This is a genomic window from Pseudomonas sp. PGPPP4 (genome assembly GCF_002256045.1).
GTDB lineage: Bacteria > Pseudomonadota > Gammaproteobacteria > Pseudomonadales > Pseudomonadaceae > Chryseomonas > Chryseomonas oryzihabitans.
Genome location: NZ_NKID01000005.1, coordinates 111,926 through 132,127, shown reverse-complemented (window position 1 = coordinate 132,127; position 20,202 = coordinate 111,926). Strand labels below are relative to the sequence as shown.

The window sequence follows — 20,202 nt, the reverse complement described above, 5'->3', positions numbered from 1 at the left end:
CTCGAGCGACGACGCTCCGTAGTCACCACTCCCCAGAGACTAGACGAGTTGCGGCCGGCGTTCTTGATCGAGATCAAGTTCGGCTGGATTGTGCCCGGCCATGCCGAGCAGGCGGTCGATCAGGGCGCAATCGGATTCGCGCCGCACCTCGGCGAACAGGGCCGCGGCCTCGGGATAGCTGCGGGTCAGCATGCCCAGCCACTGCTTGAGGCGACCGGGGGCGTAGCGCGGCGCCAGCTTGCGTTGCGCCATGACCCAGAAGCGTTGCACCCGCGGCAGGATCTCGGCCCAGCTCTGCGGCGCGGTCTCCTCTCCGCGCACCGCCGCGGCGATCTGCAGCGCCAGGTCCGGTCGCGAGACCAGGCCGCGCCCCAGCATCACCGAGGCCTGGCCGCTGACGCTGCGGCAGCGCCAGTAGTCGTCCAGGGTCCAGATCTCGCCGTTGGCCAGCACCGGCACGGACACCCGATCGGCTACCCGCGCCACCCACTCCCAGTGCGCTGGCGGCTTGTAGCCCTCGACCTTGGTCCGCGCATGGACCACCAGTTGCGCCGCGCCACCCTCGGCCAGGGCCTCGGCGCAGGCCAGGGCGGCGTTCGGACTGTCGTAGCCCAGGCGCATCTTGGCGGTGACCGGGATGTGCGCCGGCACGGCCTGGCGCACGCTCGCGACGATCCGGTTGAGCAACTCCGGCTCCTTGAGCAGCACCGCCCCGCCACGGGACTTGTTGACGGTCTTGGCCGGGCAGCCGAAGTTGAGATCGATTACCGGGGCGCCCAGGGTGCAGGCGAAGGCCGCATTGTCGGCCAGGCAGGCCGGATCCGAGCCCAGCAGTTGCACCCGCATGGGGGTGCCGGACGGCGTGCGCGCGCCCTGCTCCAGCTCCGGTGCCAGCTTGGCGAAGGCCGCCGCCGGCAGCAGGCGATCGCAGACACGGATGAATTCGCTCACGCACCAGTCGAGTCCGCCGACCTCGGTCAGCAGCTCGCGCAGGATGTCGTCGACGAGGCCCTCCATGGGCGCCAGGGCGATCTCCATGCTCAGACGTCCTCGCCAGGCAGCGCCTGGCCGTAACCGGCCAGGAATTCGGGCGGCATGCGCCTGGGCTTGCCGGAAGACAGCTCGATGCAGACGAAGGTCGTCCGGGCGCGCAGCAGGGTCACCCCATCGGCGGGACGCTGCAGCTGGAATTGCCGGGTCATGCGCAGACGGCGGTCCCAGTCCACCAGCCAGGTGCCGAGCACCAGCTCATCGTCCTGATAGCCACTGCTGAGGTAGTCGATCTCGTGGCGCACCACGGCCATGGCGCGATCCAGGCGCTGGAAGGTGGCGAGATCCAGGCCCAGGGCCGCCGAATGCTGCCAGGCGCACTGTTCGAGCCAGCTGACGTACACGGCGTTGTTGGCATGGCCCAGGCCGTCGATGTGCTCGGCACCGATGCGCAGCGGCAGGAGGTGGGGAGTCGGTCTGTCCCACTGCATGAAGAGACCCTCTCGCGGGCAAGGTCGAAAGACGCACGGCCTGACCGGACAGAATCCGGGCCAGGCCAACGGTCGCGAATACTGGCACGAATCCGCAGACAATAAAAAAGGGCCTGCATCGCTGCAGGCCCTTCTTCATGTTTGGCGCACTCGGGAGGATTCGAACCTCCGACCGCTCGGTTCGTAGCCGAGTACTCTATCCAGCTGAGCTACGAGTGCGTTGAAGCTGCATATTCTAGCTACCGTTTCTGACGTGTCAAGCAAATTTGCTTGTTTATCAGGTACTTACCTATCGGTCAGTACAGCGGAGCCAGTTTGAAGCAAATGGCGGTGAGGGAGGGATTCGAACCCTCGACACCCTTTTGAGGTGTACTCCCTTAGCAGGGGAGCGCCTTCGGCCACTCGGCCACCTCACCGCAACGGGGCGAAACTATATCGAAGGTTTGCCCGTTTGCAAAGAGAAAAATTCAAAAAAAATCAGTGGTTTGGTTCTTGGTCCTTTTCCTTCTGGATGCGCTGGTAGATTTCCTCGCGATGAACCGCGACTTCCTTGGGCGCATTGACGCCGATGCGGACCTGGTTGCCCTTGACTCCCAGTACCGTCACGGTGACTTCATCACCCACCATCAGGGTCTCACCAACCCGACGAGTCAAAATAAGCATTCCATTCTCCTTAAGCTTTAACTCAGTCTGCACGTATGAACCGAAACGATCCCTGAATGGACCCTCTAGTCGCTATTGACCTCTGTCCATGCAAGTAAAGTTCCGCAGGACCCGCGTCGGATGAGGTCCCTGTGGCAGGGACCTCATCTGGTGGGTCACTCGGCGCCGCGTGCGGGGGCGTCGAGTTCGAAGGCGGTGTGCAGGGCGCGGACGGCCAGCTCGAGGTATTTCTCCTCGATGACCACCGACACCTTGATCTCGGAGGTGGAGATCATCTGGATGTTGATGCTCTCCTTGGCCAGGGCTTCGAACATCTGGCTGGCCACGCCGGCATGGGACCTCATGCCGACGCCGACGATGGAGACCTTGGCGATCTTGGTGTCGCCGACGGACTCGCGAGCGCCGATCTCGACGCCGGTGCGCTTGAGAATCTCCAGGGCGCTCTGGTAGTCGTTGCGGTGCACGGTGAAGGTGAAGTCGGTGGTGTTATCGTGCGCGACGTTCTGCACGATCATGTCGACTTCGATGTTGGCCGCGCTGATCGGGCCGAGGATCTTGAAGGCCACGCCGGGGGTATCCGGCACACCGCGAATGGTCAGCTTGGCTTCGTCACGGTTGAAGGCGATGCCGGAGATGATCGGCTGTTCCATGGATTCCTCTTCATCAAGGGTAATGAGGGTGCCCGGACCCTCCTGAAAGCTGTGCAGCACGCGCAGCGGCACGTTGTACTTGCCGGCGAACTCCACCGAACGGATCTGCAGCACCTTGGAGCCGAGGCTGGCCATTTCCAGCATTTCCTCGAAGGTGATCTTGTCCAGGCGCTGGGCCTGGGGCACCACGCGCGGATCGGTGGTGTAGACGCCGTCGACGTCGGTGTAGATCTGGCACTCGTCGGCCTTCAGCGCGGCCGCCAGGGCCACGCCGGTGGTGTCGGAGCCACCCCGGCCCAGGGTGGTGATGTTGCCCTGCTCGTCCACGCCCTGGAAGCCGGCCACGACCACCACCTTGCCGGCCTTGAGCTCGGCGCGGATGCGGGCGTCGTCGATCTGCTGGATGCGCGCCTTGGTGTGGGCGCTGTCGGTGAGGATGCGCACCTGGTTGCCGGTATAGGACACCGCCTGGACGCCGCGCTTGAGCAGCGCCATGGCCAGCAGGCCGATGGTGACCTGCTCGCCGGTGGAGACCATGACATCCAGCTCGCGCGGATCGGGTTGCTCCATGATCTGCTTGGCGAGGCCGATCAGGCGATTGGTCTCGCCACTCATGGCCGATACCACCACCACGATCTGGTCGCCCGCCTCATGGAAGCGTTTCACCTTCTCGGCGACCTGCTCGATACGCTCCACCGTACCCACCGAGGTACCGCCGAATTTCTGTACGATCAATGCCATTGCTTGCTGCCCGTCCGCAGAAAAATCTGATTCAAGTTGTTGAGGGAGGAAGCGGGCCGCCCTCCCCGGCGACCCGCAGCGCTCTTAGAGGCTTTCCTCGGCATACTGCGCGGCGCAGGCCAAGGCCGCCTCGAGCTGGCTGGCATCGGTGCCGCCGCCCTGGGCCATGTCCGGACGGCCGCCGCCCTTGCCGCCGACCACAGCCGCGGCGCGTTTCATCAGCTCGCCGGCCTTGAGCCTGGCGGTGAGGTCGGCGGTGACGCCGGCCACCAGCACCACCTTGCCGTCGGCTTCGCCACCAAGCAGGATCATGCCGCTGCCCAGCTTGTTCTTGAGCTGGTCGACCAGCGCCAGCAAGGCCTTGCCGTCGAGACCGTCGAGGCGCGCGGTGAGCACCTTGGCGCCCTTGACGTCCTGCGCCTGGTCGACCAGGTCACCGGCCGAGGCACTGGCGGCCTTGGCCTTGAGCTGCTCGATTTCCTTTTCCAGCTGGCGATTGCGCTCGACCAGCGCGGCCAGCTTGTCCAGCACGTTGTCGCGACTGCCCTTGAGCAGGCTGGCGGCTTCGCGCAGCTGCTCCTCGGCGCCGTTGAGGTAGGCCAGGGCCGCGGTGCCGGTGATGGCTTCCACGCGGCGCACGCCGGAGGCCACGCCGCCTTCGCTGACCAGCTTGAGCAGGCCGATGTCACCGGTCTGGGCGACGTGGGTGCCGCCGCACAGCTCGACGGAGAATTCACCGCCCATGCCGACCACGCGCACCACGTCGCCGTACTTCTCGCCGAACAGCGCCATGGCGCCGCGGGCCTTGGCCTCGTCGATGGCCATGACCTCGGTGGTCACCGCGCTGTTCTTGCGGATCTCTTCGTTGACGATGGTCTCGATGCGCTTGAGCTCCTCGGGCTTGATGGCCTCGAAGTGGCTGAAGTCGAATCTCAGGCGCTGGTCGTTAACCAGGGAGCCCTTCTGGTGGACATGGTCGCCCAGCACCTGGCGCAGGGCGGCGTGCAGCAGGTGGGTACCGGAGTGGTTCAGGGCGATGCCCTGGCGGCGCCCGGCATCGACCTGGGCCATCAGCGCGGTGCCGACGTTGAGGCTGCCCTTGGTCACCACGCCATGGTGCAGGAAGGCCCCCTGGGTCTTGGTAGTGTCGCGCACGGCGAAGCCGACACCAGCGCTTTCCAGGGTACCGGTATCGCCGACCTGGCCACCGGATTCACCGTAGAACGGCGTCTGGTCGAGGATGACCACGCCCTCCTCGCCTTCGGCGAGGCTGTCCACCGGCTGGCCGGCGCGGTACAGGGCGACGATGGTGCCCGAGGCGCTGGTGGTGTCGTAGCCGAGGAAGCGGGTCTCGCCCTCGACCTTGACCAGGCTGTTGTAGTCCACGCCAAAGGCGCTGGCGGAGCGGGCGCGCTCGCGCTGGGCTTCCATCTCGCGCTCGAAACCGGCCTCGTCGAGGTTGAGGTTGCGCTCGCGGGCGATGTCGTTGGTCAGGTCGACCGGGAAGCCGTAGGTGTCATAGAGCTTGAACACCACGTCGCCGGGGATGGTATCGCCCTGCAGCTGCGCCAGATCCTGTTCGAGGATCTTCAGGCCCTGCTCCAGGGTCTTGGCGAATTGCTCTTCCTCGGTGCGCAGCACGCGCTCGATGTGCGCCTGCTGCTGGACCAGCTCGGGATAGGCCTGGCCCATCTCGGCCACCAGAGCGGCGACGATCTTGTGGAAGAAGGTGCCCTTGGCGCCCAGCTTGTTGCCGTGGCGGCAGGCGCGACGAATGATGCGCCGCAGCACGTAGCCCCGGCCTTCGTTGGACGGCAGCACGCCGTCGGCGATCAGGAAGCTGCAGGAGCGGATGTGGTCGGCCACCACCTTGAGCGACGGGGCGTCGTCGTTGGCGCAACCGATGGCCTCGGCCGAGGCCGCCAGCAGCTGCTGGAACAGATCGATCTCGTAGTTCGAGTGCACGTGCTGCAGCACGGCGCTCACCCGCTCCAGGCCCATGCCGGTGTCGACGCTGGGCGCCGGCAGCGGATGCAGGACGCCATCGGCGGTGCGGTTGAACTGCATGAAGACGTTGTTCCAGATCTCGATGTAGCGATCGCCGTCTTCTTCCGGCGAGCCGGGCGGGCCGCCCCAGATCTCGGGACCGTGGTCGAAGAAGATCTCGGTGCAGGGGCCGCAGGGACCGGTATCACCCATGGTCCAGAAGTTGTCCGAGGCATAGGGCGCGCCCTTGTTGTCGCCGATGCGCACCATCTGCGCCTCGGGCACCCCGACTTCCTTGGTCCAGATGTCGTAGGCCTCGTCATCGGTGGCGTAGACGGTGACCCAGAGCTTTTCCCGGGGCAGACCCAGCCACTGCGGCGAGGTGAGGAATTCCCAGGCGAAGGTGATGGCGTCGCGCTTGAAGTAGTCGCCGAAGCTGAAGTTGCCCAGCATCTCGAAGAAGGTGTGGTGACGCGCCGTGTAGCCGACGTTCTCCAGGTCGTTGTGCTTGCCGCCCGCGCGCACGCACTTCTGGCTGGTGGCGGCGCGGGTGTAGCTGCGCTTTTCCATGCCGAGGAAGCAGTCCTTGAACTGGTTCATCCCGGCGTTGGTGAACAGCAGGGTCGGATCGTTCGCGGGGATCAGCGAACTGGAGGCGACCCGGGTGTGCCCCTTCTCTTCGAAGAAGCGGAGGAAGGCTTCACGGATTTCGGCGCTTTTCATATTCATTCCAGACAATGGGCTTTTCGACGCGCGTGACGGGCATCCGACTGGATCGCAGACGAGACGAACGGAGCGGGCGCCGCAGACGCGGCACGTGCGGAAAACGGACACGCATGTCTGGGAGTATATCGACGCCTGCGCCCCGGTGTCGCCCCGGTTGCGCAGGAAAAACGTTGTCGGAAGACTTAGCGGCGGCGGTAGGTGGCGAAAGCGGCGATGACCGCCTCGATATCGGCGGCGCTGACGTCCAGATGGGTGACCAGTCGCAGGCGCGGCGCAGGACTGATGCGGATGCCGCGTTCGGCCAGGAAGGCCTGCAGGGCGGGCGCCCCGTCGCCCATGGCGAGGTAGACCATGTTGGTCTGCACCGGCTCCACCTGATAGCCGAGTTCGGCCAGGGCGGTGCCGAGCTGCGCCGCGTGGGCATGGTCCTCGGCCAGGCGCTCGACCTGGTGGTCGAGGGCATGCAGACCGGCCGCTGCCAGCATGCCGGCCTGGCGCATGCCGCCGCCGACCACCTTGCGCCAGCGGCGCGCCTTGGCGATCAGGGCGGCATCGCCGCAGAGCACCGACCCCACCGGCGCGCCGAGGCCCTTGGACAGGCAGACCGATACCGAATCGAAATGCTGGCTGATCTCGCGCGCCGGTACCCCGAGCTTGACCGCGGCGTTGTACAGCCGCGCGCCGTCCAGATGCAGGGCCAGGCCGTGCTCCCGGGTGAAGGCGCGTGCCGCGGCCAGATAGGTCAGCGGCAGCACCTTGCCGTGCATGGTGTTTTCCAGGGCCAGCAGCCGGGTGCGAGCGAAGTGGAAGTCATCGGCCTTGATGTAGCTGCGCACCAGATCGAGGTCGAGGCTGCCATCGGCGGCCATCTCTATGGGTTGCGGCTGGATGGAACCGAGCACCGCAGCGCCGCCCCCTTCGTACTTGTAGGTATGGGCCTGCTGGCCGACCAGGTATTCGTCGCCCCGCTCGCAGTGCGCCAGCAGTCCGAGCAGATTACTCATAGTGCCGCTGGGCACGAAGAGTCCGGCTTCCAGGCCCAGATCGCCCGCCAGGCGCTGCTCCAATCGGGTAACGGTGGGGTCTTCGCCATAGACGTCATCGCCCAGCTCGGCGGCCAGCATGGCCTGACGCATGGCCGGGGTGGGCTGGGTGACGGTATCGCTGCGCAGATCGATCATGAGGTCGCTCCTTAGGCCGGGACCACGATGAGTCCGGCCCGCAGGCCAACGGCGACCTTGGGATTGGGAAAGATGATGCGCGCCTCGGCTTCGTCGACGATCCAGCGCTCGCTGCCGTCTTCGGCCAGCAGCGAACCCTGGCGTAGCGGCGAGAAGTTGGCCACGTCGTCGGCCAGGTGCAACTGGAAGCGCGGACTGGACTTGTACACCTGGCGCGCCACGCGGAATCTCAGCAAGGAGGAATCCGGCGGCGGCAGCTCGGCTTCGCGGCCTTCGATCAGCGCCTGGAGCAGCAGCCGCAGGCGACTCAGATCGAGTTCGCTGTTCTCGCCAAAGGGCCGCGCCTGGCCCAGCTCCAGGGTCAGGGCTTCGGCCTGGCACTCGGCATAGGTATAGGCGCTGAAGGTGATGCCCGGCTTGTCGTAGAGCAGCACGGCTTCGATACCGGCGGCTTCGAGACGCTGCAACTCGGCTTCGGAATGCTCGCGCCCGGCGCTCCAGGGATAGAGGGCGAAACGCGGCAGCGCCGAGGCCCGCAGCGCGGTGTGCAGGTCGTAGTGCAGGCGCGCTCGATCCGGCTTGCTGAAGAATTGCGCGGACAGGCGTTCCAGGTCGTTGGCGCGTTGCGCCTCGGAGCCTTCGGCCTGGGCATGGCGGCCGTTGAACAGTCGATTCAGGTCCTGCTCGACATAGCGGGTGCCGCGGCGCATGGCGTCGGGATTGCCGAACATGAACAACAGGCGGCAGGCGGGACGCAGGGCGCCGCTGGCGATGCCGCCGAGCAACTCGTCGAGCAGCTCCATGGGCGCCGTCTCGTTGCCATGGATGCCCGCCGAGAGCAGCAGGTCCATGCGGTTGTCGCGCGCCACCGGCGGGGTGACTTCCAGCACGCCTTCGGTCAGCCAGTGGAGACGGGTGCCGTCGGCAGTCAGTTGAATCTTCTCGGTCGGCTCGCGGCCGGCCAGGGTCAGGTCCAGCAGGCGGCCAAGCGCCAACCGATAACGTTCAGATGCAGCCATGCTCTACTCCGCTGAGCGACGTGTCGAGGCTAGATACTCAATGATCGTGGCCGCAACCGCAATCGGCGTCATGCACAGGCTTCTCATCACCGTCGTCGGCGAAGGTCTCCAGGGCGATGGACAGGCCCAGGGCATTGAGAGCCTGAGGGCGCAGCACCAGGACCGGGGTCTGCTCTTCGTCATCCTGGGAGTCAGCGAAGATATTGAGGCCACCGGCGCCATCGGCTTCCAGCCAGAGGTCGCGACCGGCCAGGCGGATGGCCAGGCGCTGGACCTGCAGCGTCTGCTGCTCGTCGGCGGTGGGTTCGAGGATGAGATCGAGACGGTTGCTCATGGGGGCTCCGGACGTCAGGGCAATTGAAAGGGATAGACCGAGCCGAGGCCCAGCAACTGGGTCAACTCGTCGAGGGCGGTGCGGACCTCGCCCAGCAACTGGGGATCGGCGAGATCCGCCGGTGCCAGGCGGTCGCGGTAGTGCCGATCCACCCAGTCGAGCAACTGGGCATGCAGCGCCGGGGTGAAGCGCACTCCCGGATTCACCGCGGCCAGCTCCTCAGGGGCGAGCGCCACCCGCAGCCGCAGGCAGGCGGGGCCGCCGCCGTTCTGCATGCTCTGCTTGAGATCGAAGACCTTGACCTCGCCCAGCGGACCCGCGCCGCTGACCTGGGCCTGCAGATAGTCCCAGACCGCCGGATTCTGCCGGCACTCGTCGGGCACCACCAGCAGCGCGCCCTGCCCCGGCCGATCCAGTAGCTGGCTGTTGAACAGATAGGAGCGCACGGCGTCGCCGACACTGATCTCGCCACGACGCACGCAGAGGCGCTGCAACGTGGCGCCACGTCGGGCGAGCTTGGTTTGCAGTTCGTCGAGCACACGGTCGCTGTCGAGGAAGGCATCCTCGTGGTGGAACAGCACCTGGGCGTTGCCCACCGAGATGACATCGTTGTGGAAGACGCCCTGGTCCACCACCGCTGGATTCTGCTGGGCGAAGACCACGCCCTCCTCGCTCAGACCATGCAGCCGGGCGATGGCTTGGGAGGCTTCCAGGGTCTGGCGCGCCGGATAGCGATGGGGCTCGGGATAGCGCGGATCGAAGGCGCTGCGACCGAAGACGAAGAATTCCACGCCCGGAGCGCCATGGTCGCGACTGAAGCGGGTGTGGTTGGCCGCGCCCTCGTCGCCGAACTGGGCCACCGAGGGCAGCGGCGCATGGTGCTGGAAATGCGCGGAATCGCGAAACATCGCCTGGAGGATGCGCGCCGTGGTGCTGGGTTCGAGGCTGCGGTGGAACTTGCAGGCCAGGTTGGCCGGGGTGAAATGCACCCGGCCATCGCGAGTGTCGGCGCTGGGGCTGACGGTAGCGGCGTTGGCCGTCCACATGGCCGAGGCGGAACTGGCGGACAGGAGCAGCGGCAAGGCTTCGCGGGCGGCGCTTTCCAGCACCTGGGCATCGCTGCCGGCGAATCCCAGGCGCCGCAGCGAGGCGATGTCGGGTCTTTCGTGGGGGGCCAGCACGCCCTGCTCGAAGCCCAGCTCCATCAGCGCCTGCATCTTGGCCAGGCCCTGGCGCGCGGCCTCGCGCGGATTCGAGCACTGCTGCTTGCTGGCCTGGGAGGCCACGTTGCCATAGGACAGGCCGGCGTAGTTGTGGGTCGGACCGACCAGGCCGTCGAAATTGACCTCTCGAGCAGCAGGGGCGAGGTGACTCATAGCGGTAATCCTGGAGGCAATTGACTGGGCAGGGTCAGGGCGTCGCTTTCCAGCGAGGCGACCGGGAAGGCGCAGTAGTCCGCGGCGTAGTAGGCGCTGGGGCGGTGGTTGCCCGAGGCACCGACGCCGCCGAAGGGCGCCGCGCTGGCCGCCCCGGTCAAGGGTCGATTCCAGTTGACGATGCCGGCGCGCACGCCCTGCCAGAAGCCTTCGTAGAGGGCCGGGTCGTCGGCCAGCAGCCCGGCCGCCAGCCCGAAGCGGGTGGCATTGGCGAGGGCCAGGGCCTGGTCGAAGTCCGCATAGCGCTGGACCTGCAACAACGGCCCGAAGACCTCTTCGTCGGGCAGCTCGGCGATGCCCGACACCTCGATGATCCCCGGCGTGAGCAGCGCCCGCTGGGCGTCCGGCTGGCGCAGCTCCAGCAGTGCCCGGCCACCCTGCGCCAGACGCTGGGCCTGGGTCCGCAGCAGGGCCTGGGCAGCGGCGAGGGAGATGACGGTGCCCATGAAGGGCGGCGGATCGGCGTCGAAGCGACCGATGCCGAGACCGGCGCTGACTTCCACCAGGCGCGCCAGCAGGGCATCGCCCCAGGCCCCCTGGGGCACGAGCAGGCGGCGGGCGCAGGTGCAGCGCTGCCCGGCGGAGAGAAAGGCCGACTGGACGATGGTCACCACGGCGGCGTCCAGATCGGCCACCGGCGCCACCACCAGCGGATTGTTGCCGCCCATCTCCAAGGCCAGCAGTCGCTGCGGACGGTCCGCGTTGAGACGATGCAGCGCTGCACCGGTGGCGCTGGAGCCGGTGAAGAGAATGCCGTCCAGGTCCGGATGCGCGGCCAGGGCCTCGCCGGTGGTCCGGCCGCCCTGCACCAGATTGAGCACCCCGGCCGGCAGCCCGGCGGCGATCCAGCATTCCAGGGTCAAGGCGGCGAAGCGCGGCGTCAGCTCGCTGGGCTTGAACACCACCGTGTTGCCGGCCAGCAGCGCGGGCACGATATGGCCATTGGGCAGATGACCGGGAAAGTTGTAGGGGCCGAAGACCGCCAGGACACCATGCGGCCGATGGCGGGTCACGCTACGGGCATCGGCTACCGTCGCTGAACGCTCCCCGCTGCGGGCTGCTTCGGCCTGGGTGCAGATCGCCACCTTGGCGATCATGCTGCCAAGCTCGGTATCGGCTTCCCACAGCGGCTTGCCGGTTTCCTCGGCGAGGGCGTGAGTCAGCGCGGAGCGGCGTTGCTGCAGCGTCTGGGCGAAGGCCTGCAGGATCTCCAGGCGCGCGGCCAGGCCGCGTCTTTCCCAGGCGGGAAAGGCCTGGCGCGCCGCAGCGATCGCCTGGTCCACATCGCCGCCATCCGCGGCGGCGCCCTGCCAAAGCTCGGCTCCGTCGTAGGGATCGAGCGAACTGAACACCTCGCCCCTGCCGGGGCGCCACTGTCCCGCTATGTACAGGCTATCCATAGGGTCTCCTCAGGGCATCAGGCGCACGGCGCGCACCTGAGCGCCGGCCATCAGCCGCAACGCGCGGGCAGTAGCCAGATCGACCACCAGGGTGCCGGACGCCAGCCGGGCGCGGGCGCTGGTGATGCGGCAGTCCTGGCACTTGCGGTTGTGGATCAGATAGACCTCGGCGTCATCGCCAGGCGTGCCCACCGCCAGTACCAGGCGCTGGCTGTCGCGGATCGCGCGCACCTTGGCGGTCTCGGCTTCCAGGGTCGGACCGGCATCGAAGATGTCGACGTAGCCCTGGTAGTTGAAGCCCTCGGCCTCCAGCAGGCGGCGAGCGGCTTCGGTGTCCGGGTGTACCTTGCCGATCACCTGGCGCGCTTCGGCCGACAGGAAGCAGGTATAGAGCGGGAAGCGCGGCATCAGCTCGGCGATGAAGCCGCGATTGCCGATGCCGGTGAGATAGTCCGCCTGGGAGAATTCCATCTTGAAGAAATGCCGGCCCAGACCCTCCCAGAACGGCGACTGCCCTTGGTCGTCGGACATGCCGCGCAACTCGGCGATGAGGCGCTCGGCGAACAGCTCGCGGAATTCGGCGATGAACAGGAAGCGCGACTTGGACAGCAGGCGCCCGGCCGCGCCGCCGCGGCGATCCGCGCGCAGGAACAGCGAGCAGAGTTCGGAGCTGCCGGTCATGTCGTTGGCCAGGAACAGCGTGGGGATCTGCCGGTGGATGTCCAGTTCGCGCGAGGCGCTCACCGTCAGGCCGACCCGGTAGTTGTACCAGGGCTCGCGCAGGCCCAGGGCGGCGGCGATCCCGGCGATGCCGATCACCTCGCCGTCTTCTTCCAGGGCGAAGAGATAATCCGCATCGGCGGATTCGGCCTGGCGCAGAAAGCTGCGCTCGGCATTTTCCACCCGCTGCGCCAGGCGTTCTTCGCTGGCTGGCAGGGTGGTGAGACCGGCGCCGGCCGCCTGCGCCAGCTGCAGCAGCGCGGGCACATCGGCACGGGTGACGGGACGGACGATCATCGGACCTCCAAAGACGCTAGGGTCGGCTACAGCGCTACCAGACGAACCCGGTCGCCTTCGGCGATCTCCAGGGTGGCGATCTGCTCGGGGGAAAGGACGACGGACTCGCCAGGCGCCCAGCGCAGCGGCGTGGCCAGTGCCCGGAAGTTTTCCAGGCCGTCGTTGGCGATCAGGAACCAAGGCGCCTCCTCGCCGGCCGGGGCCCCTTCGCTCACCGGCGCCAGGCGGCTCTCGGCGATGGAGCGGATGGCCGTGGTGCGGGCGTGCAAGGTCGGACCGCCATCGAAGATGTCGATGTAGTTGTCGGTCTCGAAGCCCTCGCGGCTGAGGATGTCGAAGGTGATCTGGGCGCGGGGGTGCACCTGCCCCATGGCCTCCTGGGCGCTGTCGGGCAGCAGGGGCACATAGAGCGGATAGGTGGGCATCAGTTCGGCGAGAAAGGTGCGGCTCTTCTGCCCGGACAGGCGCTCGGCGGCGGCGTAGTCCATGTCGAAGAAGTTGCGCCCTACCCCGTTCCAGAACGGCGATTCGCCGTCGTCGTCCGCCAGCCCGACGATTTCCACCACCACCGTTTCGGCGAAGCGCGCCGGGTGCGCGGCCATGAACAGCAGGCGGGCACGGGAGTTGAGTTCGGCGTGGGGGGTGTCGAGCAGCGGGCGCTGGACATAGAAGCTGCTCAGCACGCTGTTGCCGGTCAGGTCGTGACAGAGCGACAGCACATGCACCTTGTTGTGGATTTTCAGCTCGCGCGAGGCGTGGATGAAGGTCTCGTTGCGAAAGCTGTAGAAGGGCTCGGAGAAACCGGCCGAGGCGACGATGGCCGAACAGCCCAGCAGCTCGCCGCTGGTGGTGTCTTCGAGCACGAAGAAATAGCTCTCCTCGCCATGAAAGCCCACCTCGGCCGCCAGCGACGACTCCGAGGTGCGAATCTTGTCGCGCAACCGCTCGGGGTTGTCGGGCAGCGAGGTGACGCCAACCGGGCTATCCGCGGCGAGCCGCTGGACCAGGGGCAGATCCGCCGCGCGCGCAGGGCGCATTACCAGCATGAGAACTCCTTGTGTACGGATCCATCCCTGGATGCCAGCGGTACGCGTCCCGCGTCCGGAGATTAGCCTTGGGTGAGGCGCGCCAGGGCGCGATCCAGGCGGGCCAGGCCTTCGTCGATATCGGTCTCGGAGATGATCAGGCTCGGCGCCAGACGCAGCACGTCGGGACCGGCCTGCAGGATCATCAGACCCTCTTCGTTGGCGGCGGTGACGATGTCCTTGGCGCGCCCCTTCCAGTTGTCGTTGAGCACGGCGCCGATCAGCAGGCCCAGGCCACGGATCTGCTGGAACAGGCCATAGCGGGCATTGAGCTGCTCCAGACCGGCGACGAAGCGCTGGTGACGGGCAGCGACACCGGCCAGGGTTTCCGGGGTGGCGACGATGTCCAGCAACGCGGCGCCCACGGCGCAGCCCAGCGGGTTGCCGCCATAGGTGCTGCCGTGCACGCCGGCGCTGAAGTGCTGGGCGACCTTCTCGGTGGTGAGCATGGCCGCCAGCGGAAAGCCGCCGCCGATGCTCTTGGCGGTGGTGAGGATGTCCGGTACCACGCCATAGTGCTGGTAGGCGTAGAGATGACCGCTGCGACCGACCCCGCTCTGCACCTCGTCGAAGATCAGCAGGGCGCCATGGGCGTCGCACAGGCGACGGGCGCCTTCCAGGTAGGCCTGGTCGGCCGGCAGCACGCCGCCCTCGCCCTGGATGGGTTCGAGGATGACCGCGCAGGTCTTGTCCGAGACCACCGCTTCGAGGGCGGCCAGGTCGTTGTAGGGCACGTGGCGGATGCCTTCGATCTTGGGACCGAAGCCATCGGAATACTTGGGCTGACCGCCGACGCTGACGGTGAACAGGGTCCGGCCGTGGAAGCTGTTGGTGGCGGCGACGATCTCGTAACGGCTGCCGCCGCTGACGTCATGACCATAGCGACGGGCCAGCTTGCAGGCCGCCTCGTTGGCTTCGGCGCCGGAATTGGCGAAGAACACCCGGTCGGCGAAGGTATGGTCCACCAGCTTGCGCGCCAGGCGCAGGGCAGGCTCGTTGGTGTAGATGTTGGAGACGTGCCAGAGCTTGCCGGCCTGCTCGGTCAGGGCGTTGATCAGTGCGGGATGGCCATGGCCCAGGGCGCTGACGGCGATGCCGCCGGCGAAATCGACGTATTCGCGCTCGGCCTGGTCCCAGACGCGGGAGCCCTCTCCTCGCACCGGAATGAACGCGGCAGGGGCGTAGGTCGGGACCATCACCTCATCGAAGGCGGCGCGTTGCACGTTGGGTTGAGAAGCGGACATCGGGGTTCTCCTGCCGATCACGGCGGTGACTGAGGGGGATTGTAGGACGGCCTCCAGGCGCGGCATTGCGCCCAGGCGACAACTATTTACGGGCGAAAACGCAAACGGGCGTCCGATTCGCAGTCTAGCGATTCGGACGCCCGTTCTGGAAGGGCATGGACGTACCTTCGGGTACGTCCGGCAGATCAGTTGGGCGCGACGCGGCTGGTGCCGTTGACGGTCAGGATGCGCACCCGCTCGCCCACGCGGAAGATCTCGCCCTTGTTGACCGCCTGCACGTAGGCGCGGGAGCCGCCGTCGTCTTCCTTCACGGTGATCTCGACCCCGTTGGCCTTGGTGAAGCCTTCTTCGGTGGCGGCACCCAGCAGGCCACCGGCCACCGCACCGATGATGGCGGTGACGAAGCTGCCACGACCGCCGCCGATGGCGCTGCCGCCAATGCCACCGACCACGGCACCGGCCCCGGCGCCCACCGGCGACTTGGTGCCCTCGATGGTGACCGGGCGCAGGGCGGTGATGGTGCCGGTACGGACCGTCTGCACCTGCCGCGCCTCATCGCGCGAATAGACGTCGCCGGACTGATCGGAGGCGCAGCCGGCCAGCAGGGCGACGGCGGTCAGGGAGGCGGCGAGCTGAAGGACTCTGTTCATGGGGCAACTCCAAGGGCAGTTGAAAGACACTGGCCGTACCGGGCAGCGGTAGCGGCGCAGATCGCTATTATCCTTGACCCAGGGCGTCCGGGGAGGTTTCCGGCGACTGTAACGCCGGTACCTTGCGAACGCCTTAACGCCTTAAGGTGCCAGGCGCTGGCGCTGCCACTCGCCTTCCACGCGCCGGTAGTCCAGCCGGTCATGGAGGCGGCTGGAGCGGCCCTGCCAGAATTCGATGCGTTGCGGCCTCAGACGATAACCACCCCAGAACGGCGGGCGGCTCGGCTCACCGTCGGCGAAGCGCTGCTGCACGGCGGCCAGGCGCTGCTCCAACTCGTGACGATCGGCGATGACCTGGCTTTGCGGCGAGGCCCAGGCACCCAGGCGACTGCCCAGCGGGCGGACCCGGTAGTAGGCGTCGGATTCCTCGGTAGAGACCTGCTCCACCCAACCCTCGATGCGCACCTGGCGCTCCAGCGCCGGCCAGAAGAAGGTCATGGCCGCCCGGGGTTGCCTGGCCAGCTGCTGGCCCTTGGCACTGTCGTAGTTGGTGTAGAAGACGAAGCCCTGGGCATCGACGCCCTTGAGCAGCAGCACGCGGCAATGCGGCTGACCCTCGTCATCGACGGTGGCCAGCCAGCAGGCGTTGGCTTCGACGGGAGGCTGCTCGGTGCGCACCGCCTCTTCGAACCACTGCCCGAACAGGGCATAGGGATCCGCGGGTGCCTGGGCTTCGGTCAGGCCGTCGCGGGTGTAGTCGCGACGCATATCGGCGAGGGACGGTGACATGGAGGTCTCCTGCTAGGTCGTTGTCGACCTAGCTTAACCAAGTCCCGCCCCGCTCGCCTGCTTCAGGACAAGCTTTGCCGCTAGCGCGCGGCCAGGGATTGCAGGCTGGCCAGCACGGTGGCGCGCGGCTGGATCAGCACCTCGACGCGGCGATTGGCGGCGCGGCCGGCGGCGGTGGTGTTGTCGGCACGCGGATGGGCGGCCGCCAGACCCCGCACGATCAGGCGATTGCCGCTGTAGCCACTGAGACGGAAGATCGCCGCCACGGCCTGGGCGCGCTGCAGACTGATCTTGTAGTTGAGCGCGGCGGCACCGGTGCTGTCGCTGAAGCCGAGCACGATCACGGCGCTGTCTTCATCCACGCTCACCGACTTGGCCGACCGCGACAGCGGGCCGAGCATCACCGGCAGCAGCATCTCGGCGCGATCCGGGTTGAAGGAGCCGTCCACCGGGGTCACCAGCACCAGGGCATCGTCGCGACGCTCGACCTTGACGTTGCTGCCGGCCACGGCGACGCGCAGCTTCTGCTCGTGCTCGTCCAGCCAGGCCTTGCTGACCTTGACCGGTACCGGCTTGAGGACTTCCGCCTTGGCGACGGGCTTCACGTCTTCGCTGCCGAAGGGCCACCACCAGTGACCGCCCTTCTCGCCCGCAGCAGTGGCCTGCTCCGGCTTGGCCGCCGGCGCCTTCGCCGCGACCTTGGCTTCGGCCTTGGGCTCGGCGGCCTTGGCCACCGGCTTGACCGGCTCGGCCGCCTTGTCGCTGCCGCCGAACGGCCACCACCAGTGGCTGCCACTGGTCGCGGTGCTGGCCTGGGCATTGCCCGGCTTGGCGGGGGCGGCGGCCTGGTCGCCAGTGCCCTGGAAGGAGCTGCAGGCGGATACGCCCATGCAGAGAATGAGGGTGGTGGATTTGATCAGCTTCATGCAAAGTTTCCCATCGGCGAGCCGGAGGACAGAGTGAATCAATGCCCCGGCCAGAGCCGGCGGCACGAGTGAACTTAAAGTAGTTTCGAGATTGTGGCCGCAAACCTACGCTGGGCAAAGCGGTGGAGTCACGAAATTTGCGTGTCCGCCGACCAGTGGCGTGTCTGCGGCCCAGACCCGACCAGATCCGGACGGCCCGGCGCGCTCCCGTCGTCAGCTCTAACAAGGTGCCCGAGCGGGTGCTGCCGGGTCACTCGTCAGCCGAGCGCCGTGGGCGCAAGGTCGCCCGACCAGCAGGAGGCTAGAGCCTGAAAGACTTCATCGATGTCGCGACCCTGAAGGCACTGGCCGCCACCGCTGCAGCCATCACCCAGGCGTGCCGCTGCCAGCAGCGCGACCTGTCGGGATGGACCGCCTGGCCGGTGGGCTATCGGGAAGCGGATTTTGCCCGCGTCGGCACCCTGGCGCGCCACGCGCCCGAGGAGTCGACCCTTGCGGAGTATCACCCCGCGGGCACTCACTACTGGGCAAGCACCGCCCCGATCGCACCGCGCTTCTATCCCTGCAACCAGAGCACGCTGTGGCGGTGCCTGGGCTGCCAGCGGCTGTACCTGCGACATAACGATGACGGTGCCTACCACGTGGCGCCGCGCATCCGGTTGCTGCAGCCGGCGCTGATCGTCGATGCCGCCCATGCCAACGACGGGCGCGACAGCAAGGCGACCTGACTCCGCCAGTGCCAGCCGGCCTTTGCGTTAAAACTGCTGCCAGCGGCCTGGCAAGACACCCGTACCGAATGGATGGTCGCCTCTCGTCGCCCGGAGCGACGCCTTCACCCCTGCGGGCGCTCTGGCACGCGGCCCTTGGAATTCCTGCTCGTTAGCAGAGGCGCAAACCGGGAATTAAGCCCACAATAGGCACCGCGTATCCCGCGTGCGGGTGTGCGCCCATCAACGGTAGAAAACCTGGTCCCAGCAATACGATGGCTACTACAACTCGAACGGGCGTCGCTTGGTTTGTCGACGGCGCCTACGCCCTGAGCGCCTGGAATGGTTCGGTATACGGCGCCAAATTCGACTATCTCAAACTGCGACTCTTCATCGAAGAGGATGCGGGCGAACCCATAGGTGACGCCTACTACTTTAACTGCGACAGCGATCCGCCCACCGTCGCCCAGACCAACTTCAACAAGTTTCTCAGCTCGGCCCCACCCAAGGGCGCCGGTCTCAGGGTCAAGCTCTACTGGCTGCAGAGCAAGGCCCACGAATGGCCGGCCTCGGCAGGCGGCGGCCCGATCCTGCATCCGGTGACCGGCGAGCAGTACACCACCAAGAGCCAGAAGGGCGTCGATGTCGGCCTGGCCTTCAACCTGATGCGCTCCCATGCCAAGCGCGGCTGGAAGAAGCTGTACCTGGTCGCGGGCGACGGCGATTTTCACGAGGTGGTGCAGTACCTGGTGGAAAACGAAGGGGTCGAAGTCACGGTGATCGGCGCGCACTTCTCCATCAGCGGCGAGATCGCGCCCTATGTCCGGGTGATCGAATTCAAGGACATCGAGGCGGCCATCGCCCGCTAGCCGCCCGTCGCGAGGTCCTTACAGGCACTCCCCCACCGCGCGCGCCAGGGCCTGGGCGCGCGGATCCATCAGTACATAGGGGCCGAGGGTGTTGGTGACGAAGCCAAAGGCCACCTCGCGCTCCGGATCGGCGAAGCCGGTCGAACCGCCCGCCCCCGGATGGCCAAAGGCCTGGGGGCCTAAGCCGTAGGTGGCATTGGCCTGGTCGGGCTGGTCGAGCATGAAGCCAAGGCCGAAGCGGGTCGGCGTGAGCAGGGTGCGGTCCTCGCCCTGGCTGTGCTCCACCAGGGCCTCGCTAAGCGTCTCCCATTCCAGCAGATCGCCGGCCAGCAGACCGGCATAGAAGCCCGCCAGGCTACGCGCATGGCCATGGCCGTTAGCGGCCGGCTGCTGGAAGCGGCGCCACTCCGCCTTGTTGGTGCTGGTGAGCACCCCGGACGGATTGCCAAAGGCCAGGGTCGGCAGCGCCGCCGGATCGCTCATGGTCGTCTTGAGCAGGCGCTGCGCGGCGGCGTCGCCCAGCACGCCTTTTCCACGCACGATATGGGCGACGCGTTCGTCTTCGCTGGCCGGCAGGCCGATATGGAAATCCAGGTCCAGGCGCCCGGCGGTACGGCCGACGATGGCCTCGCCCGGGCTACGGCCATCAGCGCGCCGGATCAGCTCGCCGAGCAGCCAGCCAAAGGTGATGGGCGCATAGCCATGGGCGGTGCCAGGCGTCCACCAGGGAGCCTCGGCGGCGACCGCGGCAGTCATGGTGTCCCAGTCGTACAGGGCATCCCCAGCCAGGCGTTCGCGCAAGGCGGAAACGCCGGATCTGTGGCTGAGCAGCTGCCGCAGGGTGATGTCGGCCTTGCCGGCGGCGGCGAACTCCGGCCAGCGTTCGGCGACCGGCGCATCGAGGGCCAGCTTGCCCTCCTCCACCAGCTGCAGCGCCGCCACCGTGGTGAAGGCCTTGGTGCAGGAGAACAGATTGAGCAGGGTATCGGTGTGCCAGGGCGTCTGACCGTCCTTGTCGGCCATGCCGCCCCAGAGATCCAGCACCGTTTCACCGCCGACCTGGACGCACAGCGCCGCGCCGCGGGTCTGGCCGGCCGCGAGCAATTCGGCGAAGGCTTCGCGGACGGATTCGAATCTCAGGTCGTGATAGCCGTGGACGGTCATGGGGGCTCCTGGGGGTATTAGGTGTTTACCGATAACTCAGACGCATGGGTTCGGCATCCATCGCGGCCATGGGCCGCTCCTACGGTTAGGGTTACCTGTAGGAGCGGCCGCATCGGCGGACCGCCATGGCCACG

General features: G+C 67.1%; 19 protein-coding genes and 2 tRNA genes. 2 read left to right on the top strand and 19 right to left on the bottom strand.

Annotation, left to right across the window (positions count from 1 at the left end):
• Nucleotides 1-39: 39 nt before the first annotated feature.
• From CFE50_RS11310 to CFE50_RS11225, 18 genes are all read right to left on the bottom strand, one after another.
• A complete protein-coding gene (locus CFE50_RS11310) occupies nt 40-1,038 on the bottom strand; it encodes a tRNA dihydrouridine synthase (protein ID WP_286733568.1) in 999 nt (332 codons plus the stop codon).
• Nucleotides 1,039-1,040: 2 nt separating this feature from the next.
• The gene (locus CFE50_RS11305) at nt 1,041-1,481 is read right to left on the bottom strand and encodes an acyl-CoA thioesterase (RefSeq protein WP_007159100.1); all 441 of its coding nucleotides are present in this window, start codon (nt 1,479-1,481) and stop codon (nt 1,041-1,043) included.
• A gap of 142 nt (nt 1,482-1,623) precedes the next feature.
• Nucleotides 1,624-1,700 (bottom strand) — tRNA-Arg (locus tag CFE50_RS11300).
• Nucleotides 1,701-1,806: 106 nt separating this feature from the next.
• Nucleotides 1,807-1,897, bottom strand: a tRNA-Ser gene (locus CFE50_RS11295).
• A 61-nt stretch (nt 1,898-1,958) separates the two neighbouring features.
• The gene (gene csrA / locus CFE50_RS11290; protein WP_007159101.1) at nt 1,959-2,144 is read right to left on the bottom strand and encodes a carbon storage regulator CsrA; all 186 of its coding nucleotides are present in this window, start codon (nt 2,142-2,144) and stop codon (nt 1,959-1,961) included.
• 155 nt (nt 2,145-2,299) lie between these two features.
• On the bottom strand, nt 2,300-3,535 hold the full coding sequence (locus CFE50_RS11285; protein ID WP_007159102.1) for an aspartate kinase: 1,236 nt from the start codon (nt 3,533-3,535) through the stop codon (nt 2,300-2,302).
• A gap of 84 nt (nt 3,536-3,619) precedes the next feature.
• Entirely contained in the window at nt 3,620-6,244 is a 2,625-nt protein-coding gene (gene alaS, locus CFE50_RS11280) for an alanine--tRNA ligase (protein WP_108581417.1), read from the bottom strand.
• A 185-nt stretch (nt 6,245-6,429) separates the two neighbouring features.
• Complete coding sequence (gene ltaE / locus CFE50_RS11275; protein WP_286733553.1) at nt 6,430-7,428, bottom strand: low-specificity L-threonine aldolase; 999 nt, start codon at nt 7,426-7,428, stop codon at nt 6,430-6,432.
• An 11-nt stretch (nt 7,429-7,439) separates the two neighbouring features.
• Nucleotides 7,440-8,447, bottom strand: a complete 1,008-nt coding sequence (gene astE, locus CFE50_RS11270) for a succinylglutamate desuccinylase (RefSeq protein WP_027596863.1) — start codon at nt 8,445-8,447, stop codon at nt 7,440-7,442.
• Between the two features lie 37 nt (nt 8,448-8,484).
• Nucleotides 8,485-8,781 carry a GTPase gene (locus tag CFE50_RS11265; RefSeq protein WP_286733550.1) on the bottom strand — a complete coding sequence of 99 codons (297 nt, stop codon included), beginning with the start codon at nt 8,779-8,781 and terminating at the stop codon, nt 8,485-8,487.
• 14 nt (nt 8,782-8,795) lie between these two features.
• Nucleotides 8,796-10,157, bottom strand: coding sequence for an N-succinylarginine dihydrolase (gene astB / locus CFE50_RS11260; RefSeq protein WP_286733548.1), 1,362 nt, complete (start codon nt 10,155-10,157; stop codon nt 8,796-8,798).
• Nucleotides 10,154-11,617 (bottom strand): succinylglutamate-semialdehyde dehydrogenase, encoded by a 1,464-nt coding sequence (astD, locus tag CFE50_RS11255; RefSeq protein ID WP_286733546.1) that lies wholly within the window; start codon nt 11,615-11,617, stop codon nt 10,154-10,156. Before astD ends, astB begins: the two co-directional genes overlap by 4 nt.
• A gap of 9 nt (nt 11,618-11,626) precedes the next feature.
• Nucleotides 11,627-12,634 carry an arginine N-succinyltransferase gene (gene astA, locus CFE50_RS11250; protein ID WP_241809157.1) on the bottom strand — a complete coding sequence of 336 codons (1,008 nt, stop codon included), beginning with the start codon at nt 12,632-12,634 and terminating at the stop codon, nt 11,627-11,629.
• A gap of 26 nt (nt 12,635-12,660) precedes the next feature.
• Nucleotides 12,661-13,680 carry an arginine/ornithine succinyltransferase subunit alpha gene (gene aruF / locus CFE50_RS11245; RefSeq protein WP_241809158.1) on the bottom strand — a complete coding sequence of 340 codons (1,020 nt, stop codon included), beginning with the start codon at nt 13,678-13,680 and terminating at the stop codon, nt 12,661-12,663.
• 62 nt (nt 13,681-13,742) lie between these two features.
• Nucleotides 13,743-14,963 carry an aspartate aminotransferase family protein gene (locus CFE50_RS11240; protein WP_286733544.1) on the bottom strand — a complete coding sequence of 407 codons (1,221 nt, stop codon included), beginning with the start codon at nt 14,961-14,963 and terminating at the stop codon, nt 13,743-13,745.
• Nucleotides 14,964-15,148: 185 nt separating this feature from the next.
• On the bottom strand, nt 15,149-15,613 hold the full coding sequence (locus CFE50_RS11235; protein ID WP_007159112.1) for an outer membrane lipoprotein: 465 nt from the start codon (nt 15,611-15,613) through the stop codon (nt 15,149-15,151).
• Nucleotides 15,614-15,754: 141 nt separating this feature from the next.
• Nucleotides 15,755-16,402 (bottom strand): pyridoxamine 5'-phosphate oxidase, encoded by a 648-nt coding sequence (gene pdxH, locus CFE50_RS11230; RefSeq protein ID WP_144946073.1) that lies wholly within the window; start codon nt 16,400-16,402, stop codon nt 15,755-15,757.
• An 80-nt stretch (nt 16,403-16,482) separates the two neighbouring features.
• Complete coding sequence (locus tag CFE50_RS11225) at nt 16,483-17,328, bottom strand: OmpA family protein (RefSeq protein WP_286733540.1); 846 nt, start codon at nt 17,326-17,328, stop codon at nt 16,483-16,485.
• A 422-nt stretch (nt 17,329-17,750) separates the two neighbouring features.
• Here CFE50_RS11225 and CFE50_RS11220 point away from each other — a divergent pair, with 422 nt between their 5' ends.
• Nucleotides 17,751-18,056 (top strand): hypothetical protein, encoded by a 306-nt coding sequence (locus CFE50_RS11220; RefSeq protein WP_286733538.1) that lies wholly within the window; start codon nt 17,751-17,753, stop codon nt 18,054-18,056.
• 254 nt (nt 18,057-18,310) lie between these two features.
• Nucleotides 18,311-18,904, top strand: a complete 594-nt coding sequence (locus tag CFE50_RS11215) for an NYN domain-containing protein (RefSeq protein WP_286733536.1) — start codon at nt 18,311-18,313, stop codon at nt 18,902-18,904.
• A gap of 18 nt (nt 18,905-18,922) precedes the next feature.
• Here CFE50_RS11215 and CFE50_RS11210 read toward each other — a convergent pair whose 3' ends face one another.
• A complete protein-coding gene (locus CFE50_RS11210; RefSeq protein WP_027596873.1) occupies nt 18,923-20,068 on the bottom strand; it encodes an EstA family serine hydrolase in 1,146 nt (381 codons plus the stop codon).
• Between the last annotated feature and the right edge of the window lie 134 nt (nt 20,069-20,202).

Coding starts and splice junctions, on each gene's coding strand:
- CFE50_RS11310 (WP_286733568.1), bottom strand. CDS start 1,038: ATGGAGATCGCCCTGGCGCCCATGGAGGGCCTCGTCGACGACATCCTG.
- CFE50_RS11305 (WP_007159100.1), bottom strand. CDS start 1,481: ATGCAGTGGGACAGACCGACTCCCCACCTCCTGCCGCTGCGCATCGGT.
- csrA (WP_007159101.1), bottom strand. CDS start 2,144: ATGCTTATTTTGACTCGTCGGGTTGGTGAGACCCTGATGGTGGGTGAT.
- CFE50_RS11285 (WP_007159102.1), bottom strand. CDS start 3,535: ATGGCATTGATCGTACAGAAATTCGGCGGTACCTCGGTGGGTACGGTG.
- alaS (WP_108581417.1), bottom strand. CDS start 6,244: ATGAAAAGCGCCGAAATCCGTGAAGCCTTCCTCCGCTTCTTCGAAGAG.
- ltaE (WP_286733553.1), bottom strand. CDS start 7,428: ATGATCGATCTGCGCAGCGATACCGTCACCCAGCCCACCCCGGCCATG.
- astE (WP_027596863.1), bottom strand. CDS start 8,447: ATGGCTGCATCTGAACGTTATCGGTTGGCGCTTGGCCGCCTGCTGGAC.
- CFE50_RS11265 (WP_286733550.1), bottom strand. CDS start 8,781: ATGAGCAACCGTCTCGATCTCATCCTCGAACCCACCGCCGACGAGCAG.
- astB (WP_286733548.1), bottom strand. CDS start 10,157: ATGAGTCACCTCGCCCCTGCTGCTCGAGAGGTCAATTTCGACGGCCTG.
- astD (WP_286733546.1), bottom strand. CDS start 11,617: ATGGATAGCCTGTACATAGCGGGACAGTGGCGCCCCGGCAGGGGCGAG.
- astA (WP_241809157.1), bottom strand. CDS start 12,634: ATGATCGTCCGTCCCGTCACCCGTGCCGATGTGCCCGCGCTGCTGCAG.
- aruF (WP_241809158.1), bottom strand. CDS start 13,680: ATGCTGGTAATGCGCCCTGCGCGCGCGGCGGATCTGCCCCTGGTCCAG.
- CFE50_RS11240 (WP_286733544.1), bottom strand. CDS start 14,963: ATGTCCGCTTCTCAACCCAACGTGCAACGCGCCGCCTTCGATGAGGTG.
- CFE50_RS11235 (WP_007159112.1), bottom strand. CDS start 15,613: ATGAACAGAGTCCTTCAGCTCGCCGCCTCCCTGACCGCCGTCGCCCTG.
- pdxH (WP_144946073.1), bottom strand. CDS start 16,402: ATGTCACCGTCCCTCGCCGATATGCGTCGCGACTACACCCGCGACGGC.
- CFE50_RS11225 (WP_286733540.1), bottom strand. CDS start 17,328: ATGAAGCTGATCAAATCCACCACCCTCATTCTCTGCATGGGCGTATCC.
- CFE50_RS11215 (WP_286733536.1), top strand. CDS start 18,311: ATGGCTACTACAACTCGAACGGGCGTCGCTTGGTTTGTCGACGGCGCC.
- CFE50_RS11210 (WP_027596873.1), bottom strand. CDS start 20,068: ATGACCGTCCACGGCTATCACGACCTGAGATTCGAATCCGTCCGCGAA.